Here is a 24,197-nt window from a genome sequence, read left to right on the forward strand (position 1 = left end):
AGCGCACAATAAATGCGGGGAGCGCCGAAACAATCCGCCATCTGTTGGGCCAGAACCACAGGGCGACCCGCTCGCTTCGACTTTTCCTAAAGCCCGAAAGTGTGGTGTCCGCTCAGCAGCGCCCACCGAAACCGGCTTGCAAGGAAGCGGTCTCGTGCACCGTCCGACGCGCCGTCAGCCTGAACGGCACATCGCCAAGTTCACGCTCGGACATGGTGTCCAGCACGGGATGCGAAAGCGGATCGGTGAGCCATGTCTGCGTATCGCTCTCGGAGCGTGGCTCGTAGGGCGTGCCCACAGCGAACAGAACCTTAAGCGACGACAGCATCCTTAACATTTCCGGCTCCACGGGTCTCTCTCCCATCAACAAAGTCTGCCGTTTCGGCGCGCCTTTCAATTGAGATTTCAGACGGAACAGTTTAGAAAATCTCAAATGGCCATGCTCAACCGCGTCCATCTCAACGGCCTTCGCGCCGTCGAAACCGTTGCCCGTCTCGGCTCGCTCGCGGCGGCCGCGGGCGAGCTCAATGTTTCCGTCAGTGCCGTCAGCCAGCAGATAAGCCGCACCGAAAAGCAGCTCGGCCAGGCGCTGTTCGAGCGCACGGCAAGCGGTCTCGTGCTGACCGAATTCGGCGCTGTCTTCGCGACCCGCCTTGGTGCCGGGTTTCGCGAGCTTGCCCAGGCCGTGGCGCTGGCCGACGAAGCGACGCAATGCACATTGGTCGTCTCGGCCGCGCCGGCCTTCGCTTCGAAATGGCTGCTGCCCAGACTGTCGCGTCACTTCGACCGCCATCCCAATGTGCTGCTGCGCATCGATGCGTCGGTGCGGCTGGCCAATCTCGATCATTCCGACATCGACATCGCCATCCGGCTTGGCGACGGCAAATGGCCGGGCGGGCGCGCGGAACTGCTCCTGGCGCAGGAGGTTTTTCCGGTGTGCGCCCCGGTCATCGCCAGGAAACTGCAATCGATAGAGGACCTCGCCCAGACCTGCGCCATCACCGACGAGCGGGCGATGATCAACTGGGAGAGCTGGTTCACGGCAGCCGGTGTTCCACCCGTTATCTTCCTGAAAGGCGCGCGCTTCACCGATCCGATGCTGTGCCTGGAATCGGCGATTGCCGGCCATGGCGTGATGCTGGGCTGGCAATTGCTGGCCGCCGATGCCCTGGCTGACGGGCGGCTGGTGGCGCCGTTCGGAATCCGCGCCCAGAGCGGGCTCGGCTACTGGCTGGTGACCTCGTCGGCCAAGGCGGAGAGCCGCAAGGTCGGAGACTTCAAGGCCTGGATCAAGGAAGAGATCGCGGCGACGATGGCGCAGTTTGGATCGGCGACGACAGGCCCCGCCAGCGCGATCGCGGTGGAAAGCACCGTGGCGCCGGTCTATGTAGAAGCAGATATTCAACCACGGCAGGCAGGATCATGACCACACATTCGCGCGGCGTTTCCGCAACGATCGACCCGGTGAAGCTCGACAGGCTGGCGGAAGTCGCCATCAAGGTCGGGCTGCAATTGCAGCCCGGACAGGACCTGGTACTGACCTCGTCGATCGCGGCCCTGCCGCTGACCAGGCGCATCGTCGAGCACGCCTACAAGGCCGGCGCCGGGCTGGTGACGCCGATCTTCAACGATGACGAGATGACGCTGGCGCGCTACCGCTTCGGGGCGGACGCCGGTTTCGACCACGCCGCCGGCTGGCTCTATGAAGGCATGGCGAAGGCCTTTTCCAACAATGCGGCCAGGCTTGCCGTGCGCGGCGAGGATCCCTCGCTGTTGTCGGCGCAGGATCCGGCGAAAGTGGCGCGCGCCAACAAGGCCAATTCGATGGCCTACCAGCCGGCGTTGGAAAAGATCACCGGCTTCGACATCAACTGGAACATCGTCGCCTATCCGGACCTCGCCTGGGCCAAGCAGGTTTTCCCTGGCGATGCCGACGATGTCGCGGTGGTAAAGCTCGCCGATGCGATCTTCGCGGCGTCACGAGTCGACGTGGAAGACCCCATCGCAAATTGGACGACGCACAATGCAGCGCTGCGCGGCCGCACCGAATGGCTCAACGGCCATAATTTCCACGCCCTACATTTCACCGGACCAGGCACCGATCTGACGGTCGGGCTGGCGGATGGCCATGAATGGATGGGCGGCGCCTCGACCGCCAAGAACGGCATCACCTGCAACCCCAACATCCCGACCGAGGAGGTCTTCACCACGCCGCATGCCAGGCGCGTCGAGGGCCATGTCTCCTCGACCAAGCCGCTGTCCTACCAGGGCACGCTGATCGACGAGATCTCGGTGCGTTTCGAGGAAGGCAGGATCGTCGAGGCCAAGGCTTCGAAGGGCGAGGATGTGCTGAAAAAGGTGCTCGACACCGACGAGGGATCGCGCCGTCTCGGCGAAGTGGCGCTGGTGCCGCATTCCTCGCCGATCTCGGCCAGCGGGCTGCTGTTCTTCAACACGCTGTTCGACGAGAACGCCGCCTGCCACATCGCGCTTGGCCAGTGTTACTCGAAGTGTTTCGTCGACGGCGCCTCGCTCAGCCAGGACGAGATCGCGGCGCGCGGCGGCAACAAGAGTTTCATCCACATCGACTGGATGATCGGCTCGGACAAGATCGACATTGACGGCGTCCACAAGGACGGCAGCCGCGTGCCGGTGATGCGCAAGGGCGAGTGGGCCTGAGGGTTTTCAACCAGCGAGGGTGTGATGACCTTCGACCTGATGGTGAAGCGGATTTACGAGCCACCCGCACCCGGTGACGGGCAGCGGGTTCTCGTCGACCGTATCTGGCCGCGCGGGGTCAGCAAGGAGCATGCCGCGCTGGCTCTGTGGCTGAAGGAGGTCGCGCCGAGCGATGAGCTGCGAAAGTGGTTCGGGCACGAGCCGGCGCGCTGGGCGGAGTTTCGGGAGCGGTACCGCGCTGAGTTGGATGGGAATGATGAGGCGGTTAGTCAGTTGCGCGGACTGCTCGGCGAAGGTCGTGTGACGCTGCTCTACGGCGCGCATGATGAGGCGCACAACAATGCCGTGGCGCTGGCGGGGTATTTGAGAGGAAAGTAACCTGCCTGTCGTCATCCTCGGGCTTGACCCGAGAATCCATGCCGTGACGTCTGTCCGGAATGCAGCAGAGCAGAACCTGCACCGTTGCGACGCTGATAGTTCACGGCATGGATCCTATGGTCTGCGCCGCGTCGCTTCGCTCCTTGCTCCGCCATAGGATGACGAAGTGAAGGGTATACAGCGCCGCTACTTCCCCACCGCCGCCTCATAAACATCCGGCTTGAAGCCAACCAGAACCCGGTCACCGACTTCCAGCACCGGTCGCTTGACCATCGTCGGCTTGGCCAGCATCAGCGCCTTGGCCTTCTTCTCATCGAGGCCCTGCTTGTCCTTGTCCGCCAACTCGCGGAACGTCGTGCTGCCCTTGTTGAGCAGCTTTTCCCAGCCGACCTTGCCGACCCAGCCATCCAGCCGCTTCGCGTCCAGCCCGTCCGCGCGAAAATCGTGAACCCGATAGGGCACGTCATGGCTTTCCAGCCAGACGCGCGCCTTCTTGACCGTGTCGCAGGTGGTGATGCCGTAGATGGTGATCGTCAAAGCGCGCTTCCCTTGGGCTGATAAGTCGAATCCGATTTCCAGCCTAAAACCGCCCTTCCCTCTTTGCCAGCGCCCAAGCCTGCATCTCCGGAATTTTCGGGCTTGCTGCCGGGTTACCGGCCCGTCAGGGGAGCACTTCATGGCAAAGGCACGCGTTACACCGCCACCGCCATCCATCGCGGCGAGGCAACCCGCAACAACCATGAAGAGATGGGTTTCCTCGATGGTTGGGGCACGGTGGCGGATCAGCTTGCAGAGTATGTGAAGACGATTTGAGCCTCTCACATGGCGGCTAGGGGATCGTCCCGGCCGCCATGTTTGTTTCTCAATCCTGTAGCGAAGAGCTAACTCCGAAGTCGGAGGTATTCTCCGGCCTCAGTAGTAAAAGCGCTCTTCGGTGATCTTGCCGTTCTTGACCGTGTACAGGCCAACCTCATCCATGGTGACACGCTCGCCGGTGGCCTTGGGCGTTATGTCGAAGGTGAAGCGCACCGCGAACTGGTCGCCATTGACATAGGGGCCTTCGACCGAGCCGCCATGGACTTCGTGGTTTTCCTGCCACCACTGGCTCTTCTGCCTCAGGGCCTCCTTGCCATGGCTGACGGCCATCGGCCCCTCCATGGCTTCGTAACTGGCGATATCATCGGCATTGTACTTTTCGGCAGCACCGTTGTGGTCTCCCTGCTTGAGGAGCTCGGTGAAATCCTTGGCAATTTCCGCGATGGTCATTTTGTGTTCCTCCTGTTCAGACGCACTCGAAGTAGGGGATCGCTTGCCGGCCCGCCACCTTTGCCCGCACGACAGCTGACAAGCCGTGTCAGGACGATAGATATAGCCCGGCTCTGTGACGACGATTTGAGGGAGAGCGATCGGCGCATCACATCGCACTCAGTGGCCAACATTCGGGGAAAACGTACCTCTCCAATCCGCGCAAACTGTGCACAAGTACGAACTCCCGCGCGACAAAGCTGATTGGGCCGACAGGCTGTTGCGGAACAAGTTTTTGATCATAGGCCAGCGTCAAATGCGGAACGAAACCGTCTGAAGCTTTCAGGCCTTCGCGCAACATTTCAGCGCCGAGCTTCCTGCTCAATTCACAAACCGGTCCATCATCGGCGAGAAGCACGAAAGGATGCTTGGCTGGGCGGCCCCTCGTCGCCGGGCGACCGGGAAAGCTCCTGAAATGACGAAAGGTGACCTCAAACTCAGACATCGCGATGCGCCGCCCCGATCGGGCGGCTGCGAAGATGGTTTTCGTTCGCAGTCTTTTGTAATCACCGACGTGTTGCAGGCTGACGTGAAACCGGTGGTAGAGCAGACGCGAGCCGGTTATCTCACATTGGCCGCATAGCTGGCTTTGACAATTCGCAAACCGCGAATAGTCCTTCTGCTGCAAAAACAAGCCGTAGAAGACGCGCTCCGGCCGCTTAGGCCGCCATGGCGGCTCTGGAATTCCGAAATCGAACTCGCCTTGGTACATACGCATACGCTCGCCAAGGAACGCTCCTGTTTTGCTCTGGTATATAGAACAAAACAGGAACAAACCTTTGAGTCAAGCGTAGATTGATCCGAAGCCTATGCCCCGTAGCCGATGATGCCCTTGACCTCCAGAAAATCGTGGATGGCCCAATCGGCATATTCGCGGCCGTTGCCGGACTGTTTGTAGCCACCGAACGGTGCGAACGTGTCCCATTCCGGATAGTTGATCGACACTTGGCCGGCGCGTAGCTGTGCGGCCACCTTGCGGGCGCGCTCGATATCCTGCGACTGCACGTAGGCGGCGAGGCCGTAGACCGTGTCGTTGGCGATCTTCACCGCGTCTTCGTCATCCTTGTAGGAAATGACCGACAGCACCGGGCCGAAGATTTCTTCCTTTTCGATGGTCATGCCCGGCGTGACATGGCCGAACACGGTCGGCCGCACATAATAGCCGCGGTTGAGATGTTCTGGCCGGCCGGGACCGCCGGTGACCAGCGTGGCGCCCTCCTTGATGCCGGTCTCGATCAGCCGCTGGATCTTGTCGTACTGGATGTTGGAGACGACCGGGCCGAGCCTGGTGTCCTCCGAGCGGGGATCACCGACATTGTGCGCTTCTGCGGCCTTCTTAGCGATGGCGAGCGCCTCGTCGTGGCGGGCGGCAGGCACCAGCATGCGGGTCGGCGCGTCGCAAGACTGGCCGCTGTTACCGAAGCAGCCCTCGACGCCCTTGCGCACCGCCGTTTCGAAATCGGCGTCCGGCAGCACGATGTTGGCCGATTTGCCGCCGAGTTCCTGCGCCACGCGCTTGACCGTCTGCGCCGCCGTCTGTGCAACGATGATGCCGGCGCGGGTCGAACCGGTGAAGGACACCATGTCGACGTCCGCGTGGCCGGCCATGATCTGGCCGACATCCGGGCCAGTGCCGTTGACCATGTTGTAGACGCCCTTCGGCGTGCCGGCGGCTTGCATCACTTCGGAGAAGACGATGCCGCTGATCGGCGCGATCTCGGACGGCTTCAGCACGACGGTGCAGCCGGCGGCGATGGCCGGCGCCACCTTGCAGACGATCTGGTTGAGCGGCCAGTTCCACGGCGTGATCAGCGCGCAGACGCCGATCGGCTCCTTGACCACCATGGTGCCGCCGCGCTTCTCCTGGAATTCATAGTCCTCCAGCGCATGAATAGTGGCTTCCATATGCGCCCTGCCCGCCCAGGCCTGCGCCTCGCGTGCCCAGGTGATCGGCGCGCCCATCTCCTGGCTGACGGCCTGGGCGATGTCCTCGTAGCGCTCGTTGTAGATCTCGAGGATGCGTTTCAGGAGCTTCAGGCGTTCGGCCTTGCTGGTCTGCGAGAAGAACGGGAAGGCAGCCTTGGCGGCCGCCACGGCCTTGTCAACATCGGCCTCCGAGCCGACGGAAATCTTTGTATAGGCCTCTTCGGTGGACGGGTCGATCACGTCAAGCGTCGCCGGCACCACGGGCGCCACCCATTTGCCGTCGATGAAGAAGTTGAGATGATTGCTCACAGGGAAATACTCCGATTTTCTGGGAAATGGACGGGCAGCCTATGCGGAGAGCATAGGGCAGTTGGCGCCACGGCGCAGGCTGATATGCGCCACGTCGCCGACGCTGAATTGAAAACCCTCGGCCTGGCGCGGCGCATCGATCACCACCGGCAACCCCTGCCCCAGTTCTGCGTGCAGGCGCAGCGTGCGGCCGTGGAAGACGATGCTGTTGACCCGCGCTGGCGCCGTGTCGGACGCGGCCTCGGTCGTCGCGAGCAGATCCTCCGGACGCACGCCAATGGTTCGCACCTCGCCTTCGTCGGGTGACTGGCCGGTTTCAAAGATGGCCTCCAGCGGCAAGGTGCCGGCGGTGAAGCGCAAGCGATCGCCATCGCGGCCGACAAAACGCGATTGCAGGAGATTCATGGTGCCGATGAAGCTGGCAACGAACTTCGTGGCGGGTCGGTCATAAAGCGTCGCCGGTGGCGCGATCTGCTCGATGCGGCCCTTGTTCATGACGACGATGCGGTCAGAGATCGACAGCGCTTCGGTCTGGTCGTGGGTGACCATGACGAAGGTGGTGCCAAGCCGCGATTGCAGCCGCTTCAACTCGACCTGCATCTGTTCGCGCAGATGCGCGTCGAGCGCCGACAGCGGTTCGTCGAGCAAGAGCACGCGCGGCTCGCAGACGATGGCGCGGGCGAGCGCGACACGCTGGCGCTGACCGCCCGACAGTTCCAGGACGCGGGCGCCAAGCTTGTCGGCGAGACCGACCATGTCGAGGGCTTCGCCGACGCGCTTTGCCTGCTCGGCACTGGTGAGTTTTCGCAGCGACAGGCCGAAGCCGACATTCTCGGCGACGTTCATATGCGGAAACAGCGCGTAGTCCTGGAACACGGTGTTGACCGGCCGGTCGAAGGGCCGAAGTGCCGTGATGTCGCGGCCGTCGAGCAGAACCTTGCCGGTCGACGGACTTTCGAAGCCGGCAATGACGCGCAGGCTGGTGGTCTTGCCGCAGCCCGACGGCCCGAGCAGCGTGATGAACTCGCCGCTGATAATGTCGAGATCGACAGCGTCGAGCCCGACGATGCCACCGGGAAAAATCTTCGAGACAGTTTGCAGCCGGACGAGTGGATCAGGCGCCATCGCGAACCTCGGAGGGTTTCGTGGTGTTGACCCAGAGTATCTGGCACTGCTCGGCGCCGGGATTGCGGAAGGCGTGCAAAAGCGTGCTCTTGAAGGCAAAACTGTCGCCGGTCTTCAAGCCGTATTTTGTCGAATCCACCACCAGCTCGACCTCGCCCGAAAGCACATAGCCGAATTCATGGCCGGCATGGGCATAGGCTTCCGCCGTGCCGCCACCGGCTTCCACCGTCACCAGCATGCCGGTCAGCGTCGCGCCCGGCGGCGACAGCAGCGCCTTGGCGATGCCTTCCGACTTCACGGGAATAACGCGGCGGCTGTTGGCACGCACGCAATAGAGATCGTTGACGGCATCATTGCCGTCGGCAATCAGCGCCGACGGCTCGATGTCCAGCGCGGCGGCGAGCGGCCAGATCACCTTGACGCGCAGCGAGGACATGCCGCGCTCGATCTGGCTCAGCGCACCGATCGACACACCGGCTTTTGCCGCCAGTTCGGCCAGCGACAGGCGGCGCTCCAGCCGCAGCGCCCGCACGCGCCGGCCGACGCGAACGTCGGCATCGTCCTTCGGCTTCTCGGCCGCTTCGTCCACTATGTCCATCCGTCGGTCCTTGTTGCGGTCTCCAGGGCCAGCACCTGACAATGGCCGGCCTCGGGATTGAATTCGTACTTTACTGGGCGTTTGCGCCGCCCCTCACCTGCCTGCCGGCATCCTCTCCCCGTATAGTGACGGGGAGAGGGACGCTCTCGTCGCCGGTTTCGCCAATCACCAGCGTCGCAGGGGAGTCGCCGCCATTGCGGCCAGCTCCTTCTCCCCGTCACTATACGGGGAGAAGTGCCCGGCAGGGCGATGAGGGGCAGCGCCAGCTTCCGCAATAACCGCCGATCACCCGCCCGCCTTCACCTTCTCGAACATCTTCGCCACGTCATCGTTCTGCTTCATCGGTCCGGTGAAGATGGTGGTCTTCAGCATCACTTCCGGATCGGACGGCAGTTGCAGCTTTTCAAGTTCATCCTTCGCCACGCCGGCGAAGGCGGTGCTGAGCGAGCTGCCATAGCCGTAGGACTGGATCAGGAATTTGCCCGAATCGGCGTCCAGCCGGCTGTTGATGAAGTCATAGGCGAGATCGACATTCTTGGCGTCCTTCAGCATGACGAAGCCGCAGGCCCAGGTCAGCATGCCTTCCTTCGGCTTCATGAACTCGACCGGCACGCCCTGCTTCTTCAGCGAGGTGGCCGACGCGTTCCAGGTCATGGCGGCGACCAGCTGGCCGCTGGCCAGCGCCTGCTCGACCGACGTCATGTCGGTGGTGTAGCTCGACAGCAGCGGGCGCTGTTCGCGCAGCTTTGCCGCGACCTTGTCCATCTGCTCCGGCGTCATGTCGAAGGGGTTCACGCCGGCGAGCAGTGCTGCGACGATCGGCGTGTCATGGACAGCGTCGATGGTTGCCATGCGGCCGGCATATTGCTTGTCCCACAGAAGGTTCCAGCTCGCCTCGGGGTTCTTCACCAGGTCGGTGCGGTAGAGGATCGAGGTGTTGCCCCAGTCCCACGGCACCATCCACACCTTGCCGTCGCCGGCCTGCAGATCGGGCAGGTTCTTGAATACAGGGAAGATCGAATCCCAGTTCTTGATACGCTTGGTGTCGATCGGCTGCAGCAGGCCTTCCTTGTTCCAGCGCGCCACCTTGTCGTAGCAGGGATGCGCGATATCGGGGCGGAAGCCCGCCTTGACCTTGGTGAAGGCATCGTCGTCGTCACCGAAGATCGAGGCCTCGACGCCATCGGGGTGCGCGGCAAGGAAGCTCTTGTTGAAGTCGGGCAGTTCGTAGCCCGACCAGGTGAAGTATTGCAGCTTTTCGGCGGCCAGCGCCACGGTCGACGACAGTGCGAGCGCCAGTGCGGCGAGGCCGGCGCGGGCCTTGTGTCCGGTTATCGATTTCAGGTGGAATGCCATTTTCGTTCTCCTCTCATTGTTGTGGTCAGGCTAGATTGCGGCGCGCGGCGCCGAGTCCGCGATGGCGCAGGATCTCGGCGGTGCCGGCGATGATGAAGGACACGGCCAGGATCACCGTCCCAAGCGCCATGACGGTCGGCAGCGAGCGGGGGAAGCGCAGCTGGCTCCAGATGTAGAGCGGCAGGGTCGGCTCTGTGCCGGCAAGAAAGAAGACGACGATGAATTCGTCGAAGGAAATCAGGAAGGCAAGCATGAAGGCCGACAGCACGGCGGGCAGGCTGAGCGGCAGCATGACGCGCCGAAACGTCGTCCAGTCGGAGGCGCCAAGGTCAAGCGCCGCCTCGCGAACCGTCCTGGGGATGGCGGCAAAACGGCTGCGCATGATCACCACGGTGGTCGGCAGCGCCACTAGTATATGGCCGAGCACGATGGCGATGCGCGATGGTCCGAGGCCGATGAGGTCGACCAGGATCAGCAGCGAAATGCCGACAATGACGCCGGGAATGAGGATCGGCAGCCGGGCGATGGCGCTGATCGTGGCGGCCAATGGCGAGCGGCCATAGAGGTCCATATAGGACACGGTGATGCCGCACAGTGTGGCGCCGGTGGCGGCGACGGCGGCGATGACGAGACTGTTCAACAGCGCGCCCGACAGCGCCGGATTGCCATAGAGCGTCTGGTACCATTGCAGCGTGAAGCCTTGCAGCGGAAACGCCGCCTGGATGGAATTGTTGAAGGAAAACAGCGGGATCAGCAGGACCGGCAGATAAAGAAACACCAGATAGGCAAGCACGTAGAGGCCGAGCCAGCGGCCATCGCGTTTCGTGCCGGCGCGTTGCGCTTTCATGTGCGGCTGCCAAATCTGCGGTCGGCGCCGCGCGCCACCAGCACCACAAGCAGGATGACCAGCATGACGCAAACCGAGAGGGCGGCGCCGAACGGCCAGTCATTGGCCTTGCCGAACTGCGATTGGATCAGCGTGCCGATCATGGTGCTGGCCGGGCCGCCGACCATGGCCGGGGTGACGTAGTCGCCGACCGTCGGCACGAAGACAACGAGAGCCGCGGCCAGAACGCCGGGCATCGAGTTTGGCAGCACAACACGGCGGAACGCGGTGAACGGCCGCGCGCCGAGGTCGGAGGCAGCCTCGAGCAGCGATTTCGGAATCGTGTCCAGCGCGACATAGATCGGCAGGATGGCGAAGGGCGCGTAGGCGTGCGCGAGCGTGACGACCACCGCGGCCGGCGTGTTGAGGAAGGCCAATGTCGGCTCCGCCCAGATGCCGCTTTCGATCAGCGCCGAGTTCAAGACGCCGTTGTAGGCGAGCACGATCTTCCAGGCGAAAACGCGCAGGAGATAGCTGGTCCAGAACGGCAACGTGACCAGGAAGAGCAGCAGGCCGCGCCGCCGCCCGGCATGGAAGGCAAGATAGTAGGCGACGGGATAGGCGGTGACGACCGTGGCCAGCGTCACCAGGCCGGCAATGACCAGCGAGCGCAGCGTCACCGTCCAGTAGAGCGGATCGGCGGCCACGGTGACGAAGTTTTCGACGGTCAGCCCAACGCCGAGCAGCGAGCCGTCATTGCCGCGGAAGGCGAGGAACAGCACCAGGCCAAGCGCAAACAGGATGAGCAGGAATGTGACCAGCGCTCCCGGCAGCAGCATGGCGAGCCGGAAGCCCGATGAAGACCGGGCTTCCGGCGCCTGCGTTGCAACTAGGGTCGACATCGACCTGCTCACTGGGATTTTGAAATTGGCTAAGATTTTTTCATATTCGTGAAACTGTCAAGCGGAATCCGATTTTCATGAATTGTCGCCATCAGCGCTCCAGCGACCACCAGAACGCTTGGGCTTTGCCCGGAACGGTCGAAAAGCCGTAGCCGACCTGGCAAGCCTGCCGTTCTCGGCTGCGTTAACTGGGTTATCTCATCCGAACCGTTTGGTCGGTGTGCCTCGAACGCCTGCGCGCACCGCGAACAGTCCACCCTCCTGCGGGTTTGCCCGCAGATGTCTCTCGCTCATGGTAAACCGCGCCGAGGTGACGAAAAGGATATCGAAATTCTCGCCGCCGAAAGCACAGCTCGTCGGCCAGCTGCAGGGCAGTTCCACCACCTGGTCCAGAACTCCGTCAGGTGAAATACGGACCAGGCAGCCACCCCCTGCAACGCGACAATTCCAGACATAGCCCTCCGCATCCATGCACGACCCGTCCGGCAAACCGCGTGGAAAGCCCGAGAACAAAAGACGCCTGCCGGTTATTCGCGATTGCACCCTGTCCCAGTGATAGCGAAAGATCTGGTTCTTCGTCGTGTCTGCCGTGACGAAGGCATCATCCGCCGTCCAGACCATCGTGTTGGTAATGCCGAAGCGATCGGCACTGAGCGCCTCGACGATGCCGGCTGTGTCGAGGCGATAGATCCGCCCTGCGTCCCGCGAGATATCGCGTGGACGATCGTCGGGGCCGATGTTGTTTTCCATGGTGCCGACCCAGAATGAGCCGTCCGGGGCGACCACGCCCTCATTCAACCGTGTGTCAGGGCTGTCCGGTTCGATCGTCGCGATCGTCCTGAAGGTTTCTCCGAAATCCCACAGTGCCACGTCCTTTCGCAGCCCGACGATTGCGCCACCATCCCTGCGCAGACCAATTGAGGTTGCGAGGTCCGGTGTCTGCCAACTCTCATGATCGAGAGTGACTGGATCGAGCTGGTGGATGCGCCGCCCGATGATATCCACCCAGATCAGTGTGTTCCTGGTCTCGTCTCAGAGCAGACTCTCCCCGACAATATCTTGGGCATCAAACACGAAGCCTGGCTGTTTTTCTCCGCTATCCACTACCCTTTCCTCCCCAACTGTCGCGCAGTCAACCGCTATTGACAGACAGGATTTCACAAAGATATACGCATTTCAAGAAAACATGTCATACAGGTTTGGGGAAAATGGTAGGCGATCGCAACATGGGACCTGACGAGACAAATCCCGGTCTGGTGAGTGCCGCCATTCAGGCCATCACCCAACACATCCGCGTGGAAGGCCTTGGTCCTGGCGACCTCTTGCCCAGTGAAGCCGACATGACCCGCAAGCTTAGCGTCTCGCGGACAGTCGTGCGGGAGGCGTTTCGATCGCTGTCGGCGATGCGCCTGATCGACATGAGCGCCGGCCGGCGCGCCAGCGTTGCCAAGCTCGACATCGGCGCCATGTCGATGGTCATCGAGCACGGCGTCACCACCGAACAGATCAGCGTCCAGCAGGTTTACGATGTGCGCCGTACCATCGAAATGCGCACGGTGGCGCTCGCCGCACTTCGGCGGACCGACGCGGAGGCGGCTGAAATACAAGGATACGCGCGGCTGATGCGCGAGAACCATCGTGCGCCCGAGATCGTCATGGAGCACGACATCGCATTCCATGAAGCGATCGCGCGTGCCTCTCACAACCCGGTGTTTTCGTTGATCATCAACGCCTTCAGCGGTGTCACGCGACGCACATGGGTGATCGGCTGGCGTACGCGGGCCACCGAGGCAGAGCAGATCAAGATGATCGACGGTCACGGGGATATTGCTCGGGCGATCATCGCGGGGAACCCGCAACTTGCCGCCGAACATATGGCCGCGCATTTCGACAAAAGCGTCAAGGCGCTGATCGACGCGGGGATCGCATGAAAATCCGCTCGCTTGAGACCATTCGTATCGAAGAGCGGCCCAATCTGCTCTGGATCGAGGTGCATACCGACGAGGGCATCACCGGCCTTGGCGAAACCTTTTTCCTGGCCCGCACGGTCGAGGAATATGTCCATGAATATGTCGCGCCACGCGTCATCGGCCGCGATCCACTGCAGATCGATCTGCTTTCCGCGGATCTGGTTGGCTATCTCGGCTTCCGCTCAAGCGGGGTCGAAGTCCGCGGCAATTCCGCCTTCGACATCGCGCTCTGGGATATTTTCGGCAAGGCCATGAACCAGCCGATTGCACAGCTTCTGGGCGGCTTTTCGCGGCAGTCCATCCGGACTTACAACACCTGCGCCGGCACCGAATACATCAAGGACGGCAAGGGACAGACAACCGCAAATTATGGTCTCGGCACGAGGCAAGGCTACGATGACCTGAACGGGTTTCTCCACCGCGCCGACGAATTGGCGGCAGAGCTGCTTGAAGACGGTATCACGGCCATGAAGATCTGGCCTTTCGACCATGCCGCCGAGAAAAGCCGGGGGCAAGACATTAGCGCCACCGACCTCAAAGCCGCGCTGCAGCCCTTCGAGAAGATCCGCAAAGCTGTCGGCGACAAGATCGACATCATGGTCGAATTCCACTCCATGTGGCAGCTTCTGCCGGCGATCAAGATCGCCAAAGCGCTCGGACCTTATGGCACATACTGGCATGAGGATCCCATCCGCATGGACAGCCTCGCCGACCTCAAGCGCTATGAGGCCGCGAGCCCGGCGCCGATCTCGGCATCGGAAACCTTGGGCAGTCGCTGGGCATTCCGCGACCTTCTGGAGACCGGCGCCGCAGGCATCGTCATGTTGGATATTTCCTGGTGCGGCGGGCTTTCTGAAGCACGCAAGATCGCAGCGATGGCGGAGGCCTGGCACCTGCCGGTCGCTCCGCATGACTGCACCGGGCCGGTGGTTCTGGCGGCGTCCACACATTTGTCCCTCAACGCGCCCAACGCACTCGTACAGGAGAGTGTGCGGGCATTCTACCGGACCTGGTACCGCGACCTCGTGACCGCACTACCGGAAGTCAAGGACGGCATGATCACCGTGCCGCCCGGCCCGGGCCTCGGGCTGGAACTCAATCCCGACCTCGGTCGGGCCTACACCGTCCATCGCCGCGTCTCCGACAAGGCGGACATCTGAAGCACACTCAACGGGAGGAATGAAATGAAACGACTGACTGCAACGCTTTTGCTCGCGACGACGCTGATCGCCGGGCCTTCCGTCGCCAGTGCCGACGGGCTCAACATCGTCTTTACGCACCACTCGTCGGCCTCGAACACGTTCTGGCAGGCGGTGAAGAAGGGCTTTGACGATGCCTGCGGCAAGGTCGAGGCCAAGTGCAACATGATTTTCACCCAGACCGAAGGCTCGGTCGAGCAGCAACTCGCCAACATGCGCGCCGCACTTGCGGCCAAGCCGGATGCCCTGCTGACCTCGATCGTCGACAACAAGGCGTTCGACGACGTCATCAAGGAGGCGCGAGATGCCGGTGTGTTGGTGATTGCCGTCAATGTCGATGACACGGAAGGCGCCAAGGGCAATGCGCGGCAGGCCTTCATAGGGCAAGGTTTCAAGCCGGCGGGCTATTCGCTCGGCAAGGCGATTTCCGACAGCTTCCCCAAGGATGGGCCGATCAAGGTTCTGGTCGGCATTTCGGCACCAGGCCAGAATTGGTCGGAAAGTCGTGGCGCGGGCGTGATGCAGTTCCTGGAGGAGTACAAGGCGGCCCATCCCGATCGCCAGGTCTCATGGGAGCGGATCGACAGCGGAACCGACCTTGCGGTCACGTCCGATCGTGTCGGCGCCTATCTCAACGCGCATCCCGACACCACCGCCTATTTCGACACCGGCTTCTGGTGCGCGGGCGTTGCGCGGTCGCTGCAGGATCGCGGCGTCGCGCCAGGCAAGGTCCTCCTTGGCGGTTTCGATCTGGTGCCGGAAGTCCTGCAGCAGATGCAGAAGGGCTACGTACAGGCCCTGGTCGACCAGCAGCCCTACATGCAGGGCTTCATGCCCGTCATGGAAGCCTACCTGAACAAGAAGGTAGGTCTGGCACCCTCAGACATCGATACCGGCCAGGGCATCGTGCGCCCGGACCAGGCCGACGCGATCATGACGCTTTCCGCGCAAGGCCTGCGTTAAGCCCACCCGCCATGTGTTCACCCGGCGGTGCTCACGCTGCCGAGTGGCCCCTTGCCTCGAATTCCTGGAGCCTGCCTTGAAACGCCTCTTCAAGACCTATCTGGAAAAGCCGGAACTGGCGGGACTGATCCTGCTGGCGCTTCTGGTGGTGATTTTCGAGATCCGCTCGGATGGGGTGTTCCTCAACCAGGACAACCTTCGTGGCATACTCGGCATTCTGCCCGAGACGGGCCTCGTCGCCATCGGCGTGACGATACTGATGATCAGCGGCGAGTTCGACCTGTCGGTTGGATCGGTGTTCGCGCTGATGCCGATGTGCATGGCCGTCCTCATGGTCGAGGGGGTCCCTTTCCCCCTTGCCTTGCTGGCCGGGCTTGTCGTTTGCGCGGCGATCGGATTTATCAACGGCTATGTGACGATCTGGTTCGAGATCCCAAGCTTCATCACCACGCTCGGCATGCTTTTCATCGCCCGGTCACTGACGATCGTCGTCTCGGGCGGGTTTCCACCCTTGCTTCCCGTCGATCTGCCGAACTGGCTGTTCACTTCGTTTGTCGGTCCCGGTCATATGTTCCGCATGTCGTTCGTGTGGTTTGTCGGAATTGCCGTGCTGACATCGCTGATGCTTTCCAGAACCAATTTCGGCAACTGGATAAAAGCCACCGGCGGCTTCCATCCCGCTGCCGCCTCGATGGGCATCCCGACCGCAAGGGTGAAACTCGCATGCTTCATGCTTTGCTCGATGCTGTCCGGTTTCGCCGGCATGTTGCAAGTGCTGAGGCTGGGCTCCCCTTTGCCTTCCATCGGCGAGGGTCTGGAACTCCAGGCGGTCGCCTCGGCGGTCATCGGCGGTGCTTCGCTCGCAGGCGGCATCGGTACGGTCGCTGGCGGCATCATCGGCACGATCCTCATCCGCATCATCGACAACGGGCTTGTGCTCTCCCACGTTGATGCGAACTGGTTCAAATTCGCGATCGGCTTCCTGACCATCTTCGCCGTCGTCGCCAATGCCTGGATGCGCAAGCGCGCCAAGGCGATCAAGATGGAGGGCTGAGGCATGGAAGACGCAATCATCTCCGTCCGCAATCTTCACAAATGGTACTCCGGCGTCCATGCGCTAAAGGGCGTGAGCCTCGATCTGAAGCGGGGCGAGGCGCTCGGGCTGGTCGGCGACAATGGTGCCGGCAAATCGACGCTCATCAACATCCTGTCTGGCGTCCATACCGCCGATGAGGGCGAGATCCTGGTCGACGGCAAACCCGTGCGGATCGCCAGGCCTCGCGACGCGATGAACCTCGGTATCGAGACCATCTACCAGTACAATTCGATGGTTCCCACCATGTCGATCGCCAGGAATCTGTTTATTGGCCGCGAGCCGACGCGGTTTTCCGTATTCGGTGTGGGCATCCTGGATCAGAAGAAAATGGCTAGCGAAAGCATCAAGGCGATTGCCGATGTCGACCTGCATCTGCGGTCGCCCGACGCATTGGTCGGCGAACTGTCAGGCGGCCAGCGGCAGGGCGTCGCCATCGCGCGCGCCATGCATTTCAAGTCGAAGGTGATGATCCTCGACGAGCCGACCAATCACCTTTCGGTCAAAGAGACCGGCAAGGTTATCGGCTTTGTACGTGGACTAAAGGCACAAGGGGTGACCGGCATTTTCATCAGCCACAACATGCATCACGTTTTTGACTGCTGTGATCGCGTGGTCGCGATGGCGCGCGGCGAGGTCGTGCTCGACAAGCGCATCGAGGAAACCTCCATCGATGAAGTCCACGGCGTGCTTTAGAAGCGGGAAATGGCGATGACGAATCTTTCCGGCAAAGTTGTGCTCCTAACCGGTGGTCTGGGTTCGCTCGGCCGCGCCCAGGCTGCCGCACTTGCCCGCGCCGGCGCGCGCGTGCTCTTGCTTGACCGACCGGAGAATGCCGAAGGACCCGGCATCGCGGCGGAATTGGCAGCGATAAACAAGGGTACGATCGTCTATGTCGGTTGCGACTTGAACCAGTTGGCTGAAGCCGAAACGACGATCAAGGCGCTCGCCGACGAAGAAGGCGCGATCGACATCCTGATCAACAACGCCGCACTCATCATCAACCGTCCGTTCGAGGAATTCTCACTTGGCGAGTACGAGGACCAGATCCGTGTGAATTCATCGGCCGCCTTCGCGCTGGCGCGCGCCTGCGCCCCTGGCATGAAGAAGAAGGGCCAGGGCAGGATCGTCAATTTCTGCTCGGTGACGCTGAACGGCCGCTGGGAGGGCTACGTGCCCTATGTGGCCTCGAAGGGCGCCATGCTGGGACTCACCAAGTCGCTTGCGCGGGAATTGGGACCACACGGCATCACCGTGAACGCGGTGTCGCCCGGCGCCGTCATTTCCGAGGCGGAGGCGCGCGTTTTCGGAGAACGGCTCGAGGAATACAATGACTGGATCCTGACCAACCAAAGCCTGAAACGCCGTATCGAGCCGCAGCATGTCGCCGATCTCGTGCTGTTCCTTGTTTCCCCAGCTTCGGACATGATCAGCGGCCAGAACATCAGCGTCGATGGCGGCTGGTAGCCGTGGCGCTCCGTCGATGACAAACAGTGATGTGGTCGAACTTGCCGATGGGCGCGCAAGCCTGGTGGTGAGCCCTCGCGAGGGCGCTGCCATCCTGCGCTACGACGCACTGCGCCCCGGCCGCGCGCCCACGCCGCTCATTAAGCCATCCCAGGGTATGCTCAAGTTCGGGTCTCAACTGCTGGTTCCCTGGTCGAACCGCATTTCCGGTGGCGGCTTCGAGTTTGATGGGCGCTTCCATGCGATAGAGCCCAATGTCGAAGGCGAGCCGTTCCCGCTCCACGGCGACGCTTTTCAAAGACCGTGGCGGTTGACGCAGCGAACCGGCACTGAAATGGAGCTGGCCCTGGAAGATGGGGCGATCGGACCCTATCGCTACCATGCGGGCGTCCGCTATGCACTGGAGGATGGCGCGCTGTCCGCCGTCCTGGCCGTCGAGAACCGGGCCGCCGTCCGCCTTCCCTACGGACTCGGTTTCCATCCCTGGTTTCCGCACCGCCCGCGCACCTTGCTCCAGGCATCGGCGCAGAGGGTCTGGTTGGAGGACGAACGCCATCTGCCGACAGGGGTTGTGCCGCTCGCCTCTCGCCCGGACTGGGATTTTTCGCACGCTGCGCCGCTTCCCGACGCCTGGGTCAACAATGCCTTCGAAGGCTGGAATGGGCGCGCCTCGATCGTTCAACCGGATGACGCCATCGTCGTCACGGTCGAAGCATCGCCGTCGCTGAATGTCTTCGTTCTCTATTCGCCGGCACGAGACGCCGATTTCTTCTGCTTCGAACCCGTTTCACATCCAGTGGACGCCCATCACGGCGGCGGCCTGACCACACTGGAACAAGGCGGATCGACAAGCGCGCGTTTGCGTCTACGCTGGGATGAGCTGTAGCGTCGAATCGGGCGTCACTAAGTGGCGCAAGGGCATGGTGGCACAGGCCTTTTCCACTGAGCGTCTGTCGCTCCGGCGCATGCTGCTTCAGGGCGTGTCGACTTGAACAGACCATGCGCACCACATAACAGTGAACCATCCTGCGTAATGACGAGAGTGCAATGACAAACATGACGTTTCTGCCTGACGATGGTGTCTTTCTCGGCCGTGCTCGATCACCGGCCGCGCTCCATCCTTTGGTGGTCACGGTGCGTGACGGCACCGTCTTCGACATCACCTCGAGCGTGGCACCGACGGTGCGTGATGTCTGCGAGATGGCCGATCCGGCAGGGCATGTGCGCTCGGCCAAGGGCAAGCCGATCGGCTCGCTCGACGACATCGCGGCCAACAGTTTCGAGGCCAAGCGCGATCCGGCAAAACCATATCTGCTCTCCCCGGTTGACCTGCAGGCAGTCAAGGCGTCGGGCGTGACCTTCGTCGTCAGCCTGCTCGAGCGGGTGATCGAGGAACAGGCGCGCGGCTCGGCTGAAAAGGCCGATGCCATCCGCGCCGACATTGCCGGATTGATCGGCCATGACCTTTCGAAGCTGAAGCCCGGTTCGCCCGAGGCGATGGAGATCAAGGCCAAGTTCATCGCACGCGGCGCCTGGTCGCAATATCTGGAAGTGGGCATCGGCCCCGATGCCGAGATCTTCACCAAGTGCCAGCCGATGGCCTCGGTCGGCTTCGGCGCCGATGTCGGCCTGCACCCGGTGTCGACCTGGAACAATCCGGAGCCGGAGATCGCCATGATCGCCGCCTCAAGCGGCAGGATCGTCGGCGCCACCATCGGCAACGACGTCAATCTGCGCGACGTCGAAGGGCGTTCGGCACTGCTGCTCGGCAAGGCAAAGGACAACAACGCCTCGGCTTCGCTTGGCCCTTTCATCCGCCTGTTCGACGACACGTTCTCGATCGACGACGTGAAGCAGGCCGTGGTGCGCCTGAAGGTCGAGGGCGATGACGGGTTCTCGCTGGAGGGCGCAAGCTCGATGGCCGAGATCAGCCGTTCGCCGGAAGAGCTGGTTGCCGCCGCGATGGGGCCGCACCACCAATATCCGGACGGGCTGGCGCTCTATCTCGGCACCATGTTCGTGCCGTCGAAGGACCGCGGCGAAAAGGGTAAGGGGTTTACGCACAAGGTCGGCGACATCGTCACCATCTCGTCGGAGAAATTCGGTGCGCTGGTCAACCGCGTGCGGCTGTCGCCCGATTGCCCGCACTGGACTTATGGTGCCAGCCATTTGATGCGCGACCTGGCGAAGGCCGATTTTATCTAGAATCTGTCCGAAACGGCCGCAATCAACACAATTTTATGCGGAATCCCAGTGACGGCGGACGCAATCCGCTTCAAGATCGCGGTGCGGTCGGGGGGCCGTTTCGATGTCCGATTCGCCGATCCTGTTCGTGCGCACCATCGCCAAGCGCTTTGGCGGCACGGTCGTGCTCGATGACATGAACCTTGTGGTCGAGCGCGGCTCGACCCACGCGCTGGTCGGCGAAAGCGGCGCCGGCAAATCGACGCTGACGAAAGTGCTGGCGGGCATTGTCCGGCCAGACCGTGGCGTGATTGAATTTGACGGCAAGACCGCGACGATCGACAGCCCCAATGCGGCGCGCAAGCTCGGCATTGGCGTGGTCCTGCAACGGCCGGGGCTTTTTCCCGAGCGCCCGGTGCTGGCCAATCTGTTCGTCAACCGCGAGCCGGTCCACAACGGGCTGATCTCGCGGCGCGAAATGGAAGCACGCAGCCGTGACCTGCTTCGCCAGCTTGATCTCGATGTCGATGTCCATGCCTCGCTCGGCGATCTCGGGCCCGGCGAACGGCAGTTGGTCGCGATCGCCCGCGCGCTTCTGGAAAACCCGAGGCTGCTCCTCCTTGACGACCCGAATTCGGCGCTCGACCACCGCCAGAGCGAGCGGCTGTTCGCGGTGCTGCGGCGGCTGAAAGCCAGGGGCATGAGCATGCTTTACGCGTCGAACCGGCTGGGGGACGCGCTTGCCATCGCCGACCAGCTGACGGTGATCCGCAACGGCCGCGACGTGCTGTCAAAGGCGCGGCAGGAGCTGACGGCGTCCGAGGAAGCGATGATCGGCCAGTTGCGCCAGTCGCTGTTCCCACTGCCGCTTAGGGCCCTGCCGACGCTCGCCGGCACGCTGCGGCCGCAGATCACCGTCGACGGGCTCAGTGGCGGCACACTGAATGGGATCAGCTTCACGGCCCGCGCGGGCGAGATTGTCGGGCTTGCCGGGTCCGGAGCGCCGGATCTGCTCGCTCTGTTGTTCGGGCTGCGCAAGGCGCGCCAAGGCAAGGTGCGCTTTCCGGATGGAGACGGCTTGCCGAAGACGCAGACAGAAGCAGCGCGGCGCAACATCTGCATGATATCAGGCGAGCGCGGCAATGGGTTGATGCCGGACAAGTCCATCGCCTTCAACATGGCGAACGTCGTCGTCGGGGCACGCAACTGGGGGTCGCGCTGGTATTCGCCCAAGGCGGCGCTCGGCCGCGCCGCACGGCAGATCGAGGCACTGCGCATCAGGAGTACGCCGGAGATGCCTGCGGGCTCGCTATCGACCGGTGGCCAGCAGAAGGTGATCATCGCCAAATGGCTGGAAATCGGTCCGCAGACGGTGCTGCTCGACGAACCGGCCCGCGGTATCGACATTGGCAGCAAGCAGGAGATCTACGCCTTGATCCGCCAGATGGCGGCCAGCGGCTGCATCGTGCTGCTGCATTCCAACGAGCTGTCCGAACTGACCGGGCTCTGCGATCGCATCCTTGCGTTGCACCAAGGCAGGCTGGCCGGCGAAATCGCCGGCGACGATATGGATGTGGGCAGGCTTCTGACGCTGATCACGTCGGGCAAGCCAGCGGACGAAAACCGCCGGAGCAGTCGGGAGAGCGCTGCATGACCAGGACCGAGACCGCGCCGCCGCTTGCCGGGTCGGCGAACCATCAAGGCAGACGCAGCATCCGGCTGCCGGCCGAGACCGGCGCTGTCGTTGCGCTCGCCCTGTTGGTCGCACTGCTTGGTTGGCTGAGCCCCGCCTTCCTCGAGCCGCCCAGCCTGCTCTCGGTGCTGAGCCAGGCCGCCCTGCCTGGCCTGCTGGCGATCGGCATGGTGTTCGTGCTCGCCACGCGCGAAATCGATCTTTCGGCCGGTGCCGTGTTTCATCTCGCGGCAACCTTCACGGCCCTGCTGATGGTTGCCGGAATGAGCCCCTGGCTCGCCGCGCTGGCGGGTGTCGCGGCCGGCGCCGGGCTCGGCCTGATCAACGGCCTGCTGGTGATCGCGCTGCGCCTGCCGGCTCTGCTGGTGACGCTCGTCACATGGTGGATGATCCAGGGCCTGTCGCTGGTCACCGGCAAGGGACAGACAATCGTGCCGCCGGGCATAACCGGGAGCTTCTTCACGACTCTATCGGGCAAGGCGTTCGTCGTGGTGCCAGCGGCAGGCCTCGTCTTCATCGTACTGGCGCTGGCGATGCATGTCGTGCTTCACCGCACCCGCTTCGGCTACAGGGTCCAGGCCGTGGGCAGCAATCCGCGGGCTGCCGCCTATGCCGGCATTCCAACAGGCAAGGTCAGGGTGCTGACGCTGGTGCTGATGGGTGCGATGGCCGGGCTTGCCGGCGTGATCCATGTCGGCGCCCAGGGCGCCATTGCCCCCGGTGACGGCGGCACGTTCGCACTGCTGGCGATCGCGGCGGCCATCATTGGCGGCACATCGCTTTCGGGCGGCAACGGCAGCGTCATCGGTGCCGCGATCGGCATGCTGTTCCTTCAGGTGATCCTCAGCGCCATGAGCATGCTTGGCGTCGATGTCGCGTGGAGCACTTTCGCCGCCGGTACCCTGGTCGTGCTTGCGCTGGCGGTCGACCGGCTGATCCGGCTGTGGCGCAACTGGCGCGCCGGACACGGCCAGGACGATCCACTCGGCTGAGCCTCGACGCCAATCATCCGACTGCCCTGAAAAAATCACCTCAACTGATGCAATCTGATGGGGTTCGTTGATGGCGCCACCTGAGGCGCCAACTACATCTGCAGATGGAGGCTTGCCATCCGTCGAAAAAGGGGATGCTCTGAGGCATCCGAGCGGCGCTGGCAAAAGACGCAGTCCGGCTGAAGCCGGAACAAGGGACGGATCATCTTCAACCGGGAGGAAAGCAAATGCTGACAAGACTAAGACTTGTGCTCTATGGCCTGCTGGTCGCGCTGACGGTTATTCCGGCAGCGGCGCAGGCCAAGACATTCTACTGGATTTCGCATGGCGGCCCGGCCGATCCGGTCTGGACCTACTTCCTGGCCGGCGCCAAGCAATGGGCAAAGGACACCGGCAACACCGTCAACACCTCGTTCCACAATGGTGATGTCGCCTCCCAGCAGGAAGCCGTTCGCGCCGCCCTCTCGGCCAAGGCCGACGGCATCGTCACCACCAGCCCCGATCCGGGCAGCCTTGTCGAGATCGTCAAGGAAGCCCGCGCGGCCAACATCCCGATCATCAACTTTAACACGCCCGATCCCAAGGCCAATTTCAACGCCTATGTCGGCGGTGACAACGTCACCTTCGGCAAGCATTGGGCGCAGTATCTGGTCGACAGGGGCCTGGTGAAGAAGGGCGACTTCGTCTGGATGCCGGTCGAGGTGCCCGGCGCCACCTATGGCGTCCAGGAAGAGGAAGGCATCAAGAGCGTCTTCGGACCGCTCGGCATCACCTATGAAGTGACCGAGGCGACGCTCGACCAGGCCGAAGTGATCAACCGCATGGTCGACTACCTCACCGCCCACAAGGGCAAGGTCAACGCCATCATCGGGCTCGGCGACCTCGTCACCGGCTCGATCAAGCGGGTGTTCGACCAGGTCGGCGTCAAGCCGGGTGAAATCCCGGTCGTCGGCTGGGGCAATTCGCTCGACACCACGCAGGAAGTGCTGAACGGCTACGTCAATGCCGGCCAGTGGCAGGACCCGCAGGCGACCAGCTATGTCGCGCTGTCGCTCGCCAACATGGCCGCGTCAGGCATCCCTCCGGGCTTCAACGTCATCACCGGCGCGCTCTATGAAAAGGACACCGCGGCCGTCTACGACAAGATCCTGTCCGGCAAGTAACATCCGGACCCAAACAGTCGCGATCGCATCCGCGGTCGCGACTGTTTTGTCCATTCGCCGAGCCTCGCC

General features: G+C 62.7%; 25 protein-coding genes and 1 pseudogene. 15 read left to right on the plus strand and 11 right to left on the minus strand.

The features are described 5' to 3' along the window. Positions 1–112: 112 nt before the first annotated feature. Positions 113–337 (minus strand): hypothetical protein, encoded by a 225-nt coding sequence (locus DBIPINDM_RS06785; protein WP_258589210.1) that lies wholly within the window; start codon positions 335–337, stop codon positions 113–115. A 96-nt stretch (positions 338–433) separates the two neighbouring features. Between DBIPINDM_RS06785 and DBIPINDM_RS06790 the strand changes: the two genes are divergently transcribed. From DBIPINDM_RS06790 to DBIPINDM_RS06800, 3 genes are read left to right on the plus strand one after another with little or no spacing between them, the layout of a single operon-like run. Continuing rightward, positions 434–1,426 carry a LysR substrate-binding domain-containing protein gene (locus DBIPINDM_RS06790; RefSeq protein WP_258585006.1) on the plus strand — a complete coding sequence of 331 codons (993 nt, stop codon included), beginning with the start codon at positions 434–436 and terminating at the stop codon, positions 1,424–1,426. Beyond that, the gene (locus tag DBIPINDM_RS06795) at positions 1,423–2,679 is read left to right on the plus strand and encodes an aminopeptidase (protein ID WP_258585007.1); all 1,257 of its coding nucleotides are present in this window, start codon (positions 1,423–1,425) and stop codon (positions 2,677–2,679) included. Before DBIPINDM_RS06790 ends, DBIPINDM_RS06795 begins: the two co-directional genes overlap by 4 nt. Before the next feature lie 24 nt (positions 2,680–2,703). Next, complete coding sequence (locus DBIPINDM_RS06800; RefSeq protein ID WP_258585008.1) at positions 2,704–3,057, plus strand: DUF488 domain-containing protein; 354 nt, start codon at positions 2,704–2,706, stop codon at positions 3,055–3,057. A 186-nt stretch (positions 3,058–3,243) separates the two neighbouring features. On the opposite strand, the gene DBIPINDM_RS06805 is transcribed toward DBIPINDM_RS06800, so the two are convergent. Continuing rightward, complete coding sequence (locus DBIPINDM_RS06805) at positions 3,244–3,594, minus strand: ArsC family reductase (RefSeq protein ID WP_258585009.1); 351 nt, start codon at positions 3,592–3,594, stop codon at positions 3,244–3,246. Between the two features lie 102 nt (positions 3,595–3,696). Between DBIPINDM_RS06805 and DBIPINDM_RS06810 the strand changes: the two genes are divergently transcribed. Next, positions 3,697–3,870: an SRPBCC domain-containing protein gene (locus DBIPINDM_RS06810; RefSeq protein ID WP_258585010.1), complete on the plus strand. Its 174-nt coding sequence runs from the start codon at positions 3,697–3,699 to the stop codon at positions 3,868–3,870. A gap of 99 nt (positions 3,871–3,969) precedes the next feature. Here DBIPINDM_RS06810 and DBIPINDM_RS06815 read toward each other — a convergent pair whose 3' ends face one another. The 9 genes and pseudogenes from DBIPINDM_RS06815 to DBIPINDM_RS06855 form a co-directional block, all read right to left on the minus strand. Continuing rightward, a complete protein-coding gene (locus tag DBIPINDM_RS06815; protein WP_258585011.1) occupies positions 3,970–4,323 on the minus strand; it encodes a nuclear transport factor 2 family protein in 354 nt (117 codons plus the stop codon). A 148-nt stretch (positions 4,324–4,471) separates the two neighbouring features. Then, on the minus strand, positions 4,472–5,080 hold the full coding sequence (locus tag DBIPINDM_RS06820; RefSeq protein ID WP_258585012.1) for a 2'-5' RNA ligase family protein: 609 nt from the start codon (positions 5,078–5,080) through the stop codon (positions 4,472–4,474). Positions 5,081–5,169: 89 nt separating this feature from the next. Then, positions 5,170–6,597: an aldehyde dehydrogenase family protein gene (locus tag DBIPINDM_RS06825; protein WP_258585013.1), complete on the minus strand. Its 1,428-nt coding sequence runs from the start codon at positions 6,595–6,597 to the stop codon at positions 5,170–5,172. A gap of 39 nt (positions 6,598–6,636) precedes the next feature. Beyond that, positions 6,637–7,722 (minus strand): ABC transporter ATP-binding protein, encoded by a 1,086-nt coding sequence (locus DBIPINDM_RS06830; RefSeq protein ID WP_258585014.1) that lies wholly within the window; start codon positions 7,720–7,722, stop codon positions 6,637–6,639. Continuing rightward, positions 7,712–8,320: a cupin domain-containing protein gene (locus DBIPINDM_RS06835; protein ID WP_258585015.1), complete on the minus strand. Its 609-nt coding sequence runs from the start codon at positions 8,318–8,320 to the stop codon at positions 7,712–7,714. The genes DBIPINDM_RS06830 and DBIPINDM_RS06835 overlap by 11 nt, the downstream gene beginning before the upstream one ends. Positions 8,321–8,605: 285 nt before the next feature. Continuing rightward, entirely contained in the window at positions 8,606–9,676 is a 1,071-nt protein-coding gene (locus DBIPINDM_RS06840; RefSeq protein WP_258585016.1) for an ABC transporter substrate-binding protein, read from the minus strand. A gap of 25 nt (positions 9,677–9,701) precedes the next feature. Next, complete coding sequence (locus tag DBIPINDM_RS06845; protein WP_258585017.1) at positions 9,702–10,523, minus strand: ABC transporter permease; 822 nt, start codon at positions 10,521–10,523, stop codon at positions 9,702–9,704. After that, complete coding sequence (locus DBIPINDM_RS06850) at positions 10,520–11,404, minus strand: ABC transporter permease (RefSeq protein WP_258585018.1); 885 nt, start codon at positions 11,402–11,404, stop codon at positions 10,520–10,522. The genes DBIPINDM_RS06845 and DBIPINDM_RS06850 overlap by 4 nt, the downstream gene beginning before the upstream one ends. A 198-nt stretch (positions 11,405–11,602) precedes the next feature. Further along, positions 11,603–12,508 (minus strand): annotated as a pseudogene (locus DBIPINDM_RS06855) (SMP-30/gluconolactonase/LRE family protein). Positions 12,509–12,612: 104 nt separating this feature from the next. Between DBIPINDM_RS06855 and DBIPINDM_RS06860 the strand changes: the two are divergent. The 11 genes from DBIPINDM_RS06860 (at position 12,613) to DBIPINDM_RS06910 (ending at position 24,128) form a co-directional block, all read left to right on the plus strand. After that, a complete protein-coding gene (locus DBIPINDM_RS06860; RefSeq protein WP_258585020.1) occupies positions 12,613–13,335 on the plus strand; it encodes a FadR/GntR family transcriptional regulator in 723 nt (240 codons plus the stop codon). Beyond that, positions 13,332–14,534 (plus strand): mandelate racemase/muconate lactonizing enzyme family protein, encoded by a 1,203-nt coding sequence (locus DBIPINDM_RS06865; protein WP_258585021.1) that lies wholly within the window; start codon positions 13,332–13,334, stop codon positions 14,532–14,534. The genes DBIPINDM_RS06860 and DBIPINDM_RS06865 overlap by 4 nt, the downstream gene beginning before the upstream one ends. A gap of 24 nt (positions 14,535–14,558) precedes the next feature. Further along, entirely contained in the window at positions 14,559–15,536 is a 978-nt protein-coding gene (locus DBIPINDM_RS06870; RefSeq protein WP_258585022.1) for a sugar ABC transporter substrate-binding protein, read from the plus strand. A 76-nt stretch (positions 15,537–15,612) separates the two neighbouring features. Further along, positions 15,613–16,590: an ABC transporter permease gene (locus DBIPINDM_RS06875; protein WP_258585023.1), complete on the plus strand. Its 978-nt coding sequence runs from the start codon at positions 15,613–15,615 to the stop codon at positions 16,588–16,590. A 3-nt stretch (positions 16,591–16,593) separates the two neighbouring features. Continuing rightward, positions 16,594–17,325, plus strand: a complete 732-nt coding sequence (locus tag DBIPINDM_RS06880; RefSeq protein WP_258585024.1) for an ATP-binding cassette domain-containing protein — start codon at positions 16,594–16,596, stop codon at positions 17,323–17,325. 15 nt (positions 17,326–17,340) lie between these two features. After that, a complete protein-coding gene (locus DBIPINDM_RS06885) occupies positions 17,341–18,096 on the plus strand; it encodes an SDR family oxidoreductase (RefSeq protein ID WP_258585025.1) in 756 nt (251 codons plus the stop codon). Beyond that, positions 18,083–18,982, plus strand: coding sequence for an aldose 1-epimerase (locus tag DBIPINDM_RS06890; RefSeq protein WP_258585026.1), 900 nt, complete (start codon positions 18,083–18,085; stop codon positions 18,980–18,982). The genes DBIPINDM_RS06885 and DBIPINDM_RS06890 overlap by 14 nt, the downstream gene beginning before the upstream one ends. 161 nt (positions 18,983–19,143) lie before the next feature. Next, positions 19,144–20,301: a fumarylacetoacetate hydrolase family protein gene (locus DBIPINDM_RS06895; protein ID WP_258585027.1), complete on the plus strand. Its 1,158-nt coding sequence runs from the start codon at positions 19,144–19,146 to the stop codon at positions 20,299–20,301. 103 nt (positions 20,302–20,404) lie between these two features. Beyond that, the gene (locus DBIPINDM_RS06900) at positions 20,405–21,934 is read left to right on the plus strand and encodes a sugar ABC transporter ATP-binding protein (RefSeq protein ID WP_258585028.1); all 1,530 of its coding nucleotides are present in this window, start codon (positions 20,405–20,407) and stop codon (positions 21,932–21,934) included. Continuing rightward, entirely contained in the window at positions 21,931–22,965 is a 1,035-nt protein-coding gene (locus tag DBIPINDM_RS06905; RefSeq protein ID WP_258585029.1) for an ABC transporter permease, read from the plus strand. The genes DBIPINDM_RS06900 and DBIPINDM_RS06905 overlap by 4 nt, the downstream gene beginning before the upstream one ends. Positions 22,966–23,192: 227 nt before the next feature. Next, on the plus strand, positions 23,193–24,128 hold the full coding sequence (locus DBIPINDM_RS06910; protein ID WP_258585030.1) for a substrate-binding domain-containing protein: 936 nt from the start codon (positions 23,193–23,195) through the stop codon (positions 24,126–24,128). The last annotated feature ends 69 nt before the right edge of the window (positions 24,129–24,197 follow it).

Source organism: Mesorhizobium sp. AR02, assembly GCF_024746835.1.
GTDB lineage: Bacteria > Pseudomonadota > Alphaproteobacteria > Rhizobiales > Rhizobiaceae > Mesorhizobium.

Coding starts and splice junctions, on each gene's coding strand:
- DBIPINDM_RS06785 (WP_258589210.1), bottom strand. CDS start 337: ATGTTAAGGATGCTGTCGTCGCTTAAGGTTCTGTTCGCTGTGGGCACG.
- DBIPINDM_RS06790 (WP_258585006.1), top strand. CDS start 434: ATGGCCATGCTCAACCGCGTCCATCTCAACGGCCTTCGCGCCGTCGAA.
- DBIPINDM_RS06795 (WP_258585007.1), top strand. CDS start 1,423: ATGACCACACATTCGCGCGGCGTTTCCGCAACGATCGACCCGGTGAAG.
- DBIPINDM_RS06800 (WP_258585008.1), top strand. CDS start 2,704: ATGACCTTCGACCTGATGGTGAAGCGGATTTACGAGCCACCCGCACCC.
- DBIPINDM_RS06815 (WP_258585011.1), bottom strand. CDS start 4,323: ATGACCATCGCGGAAATTGCCAAGGATTTCACCGAGCTCCTCAAGCAG.
- DBIPINDM_RS06820 (WP_258585012.1), bottom strand. CDS start 5,080: ATGCGTATGTACCAAGGCGAGTTCGATTTCGGAATTCCAGAGCCGCCA.
- DBIPINDM_RS06830 (WP_258585014.1), bottom strand. CDS start 7,722: ATGGCGCCTGATCCACTCGTCCGGCTGCAAACTGTCTCGAAGATTTTT.
- DBIPINDM_RS06835 (WP_258585015.1), bottom strand. CDS start 8,320: ATGGACATAGTGGACGAAGCGGCCGAGAAGCCGAAGGACGATGCCGAC.
- DBIPINDM_RS06840 (WP_258585016.1), bottom strand. CDS start 9,676: ATGGCATTCCACCTGAAATCGATAACCGGACACAAGGCCCGCGCCGGC.
- DBIPINDM_RS06845 (WP_258585017.1), bottom strand. CDS start 10,523: ATGAAAGCGCAACGCGCCGGCACGAAACGCGATGGCCGCTGGCTCGGC.
- DBIPINDM_RS06850 (WP_258585018.1), bottom strand. CDS start 11,404: ATGTCGACCCTAGTTGCAACGCAGGCGCCGGAAGCCCGGTCTTCATCG.
- DBIPINDM_RS06860 (WP_258585020.1), top strand. CDS start 12,613: ATGGTAGGCGATCGCAACATGGGACCTGACGAGACAAATCCCGGTCTG.
- DBIPINDM_RS06865 (WP_258585021.1), top strand. CDS start 13,332: ATGAAAATCCGCTCGCTTGAGACCATTCGTATCGAAGAGCGGCCCAAT.
- DBIPINDM_RS06870 (WP_258585022.1), top strand. CDS start 14,559: ATGAAACGACTGACTGCAACGCTTTTGCTCGCGACGACGCTGATCGCC.
- DBIPINDM_RS06880 (WP_258585024.1), top strand. CDS start 16,594: ATGGAAGACGCAATCATCTCCGTCCGCAATCTTCACAAATGGTACTCC.
- DBIPINDM_RS06885 (WP_258585025.1), top strand. CDS start 17,341: ATGACGAATCTTTCCGGCAAAGTTGTGCTCCTAACCGGTGGTCTGGGT.
- DBIPINDM_RS06890 (WP_258585026.1), top strand. CDS start 18,083: ATGGCGGCTGGTAGCCGTGGCGCTCCGTCGATGACAAACAGTGATGTG.
- DBIPINDM_RS06895 (WP_258585027.1), top strand. CDS start 19,144: ATGACAAACATGACGTTTCTGCCTGACGATGGTGTCTTTCTCGGCCGT.
- DBIPINDM_RS06900 (WP_258585028.1), top strand. CDS start 20,405: ATGTCCGATTCGCCGATCCTGTTCGTGCGCACCATCGCCAAGCGCTTT.
- DBIPINDM_RS06905 (WP_258585029.1), top strand. CDS start 21,931: ATGACCAGGACCGAGACCGCGCCGCCGCTTGCCGGGTCGGCGAACCAT.
- DBIPINDM_RS06910 (WP_258585030.1), top strand. CDS start 23,193: ATGCTGACAAGACTAAGACTTGTGCTCTATGGCCTGCTGGTCGCGCTG.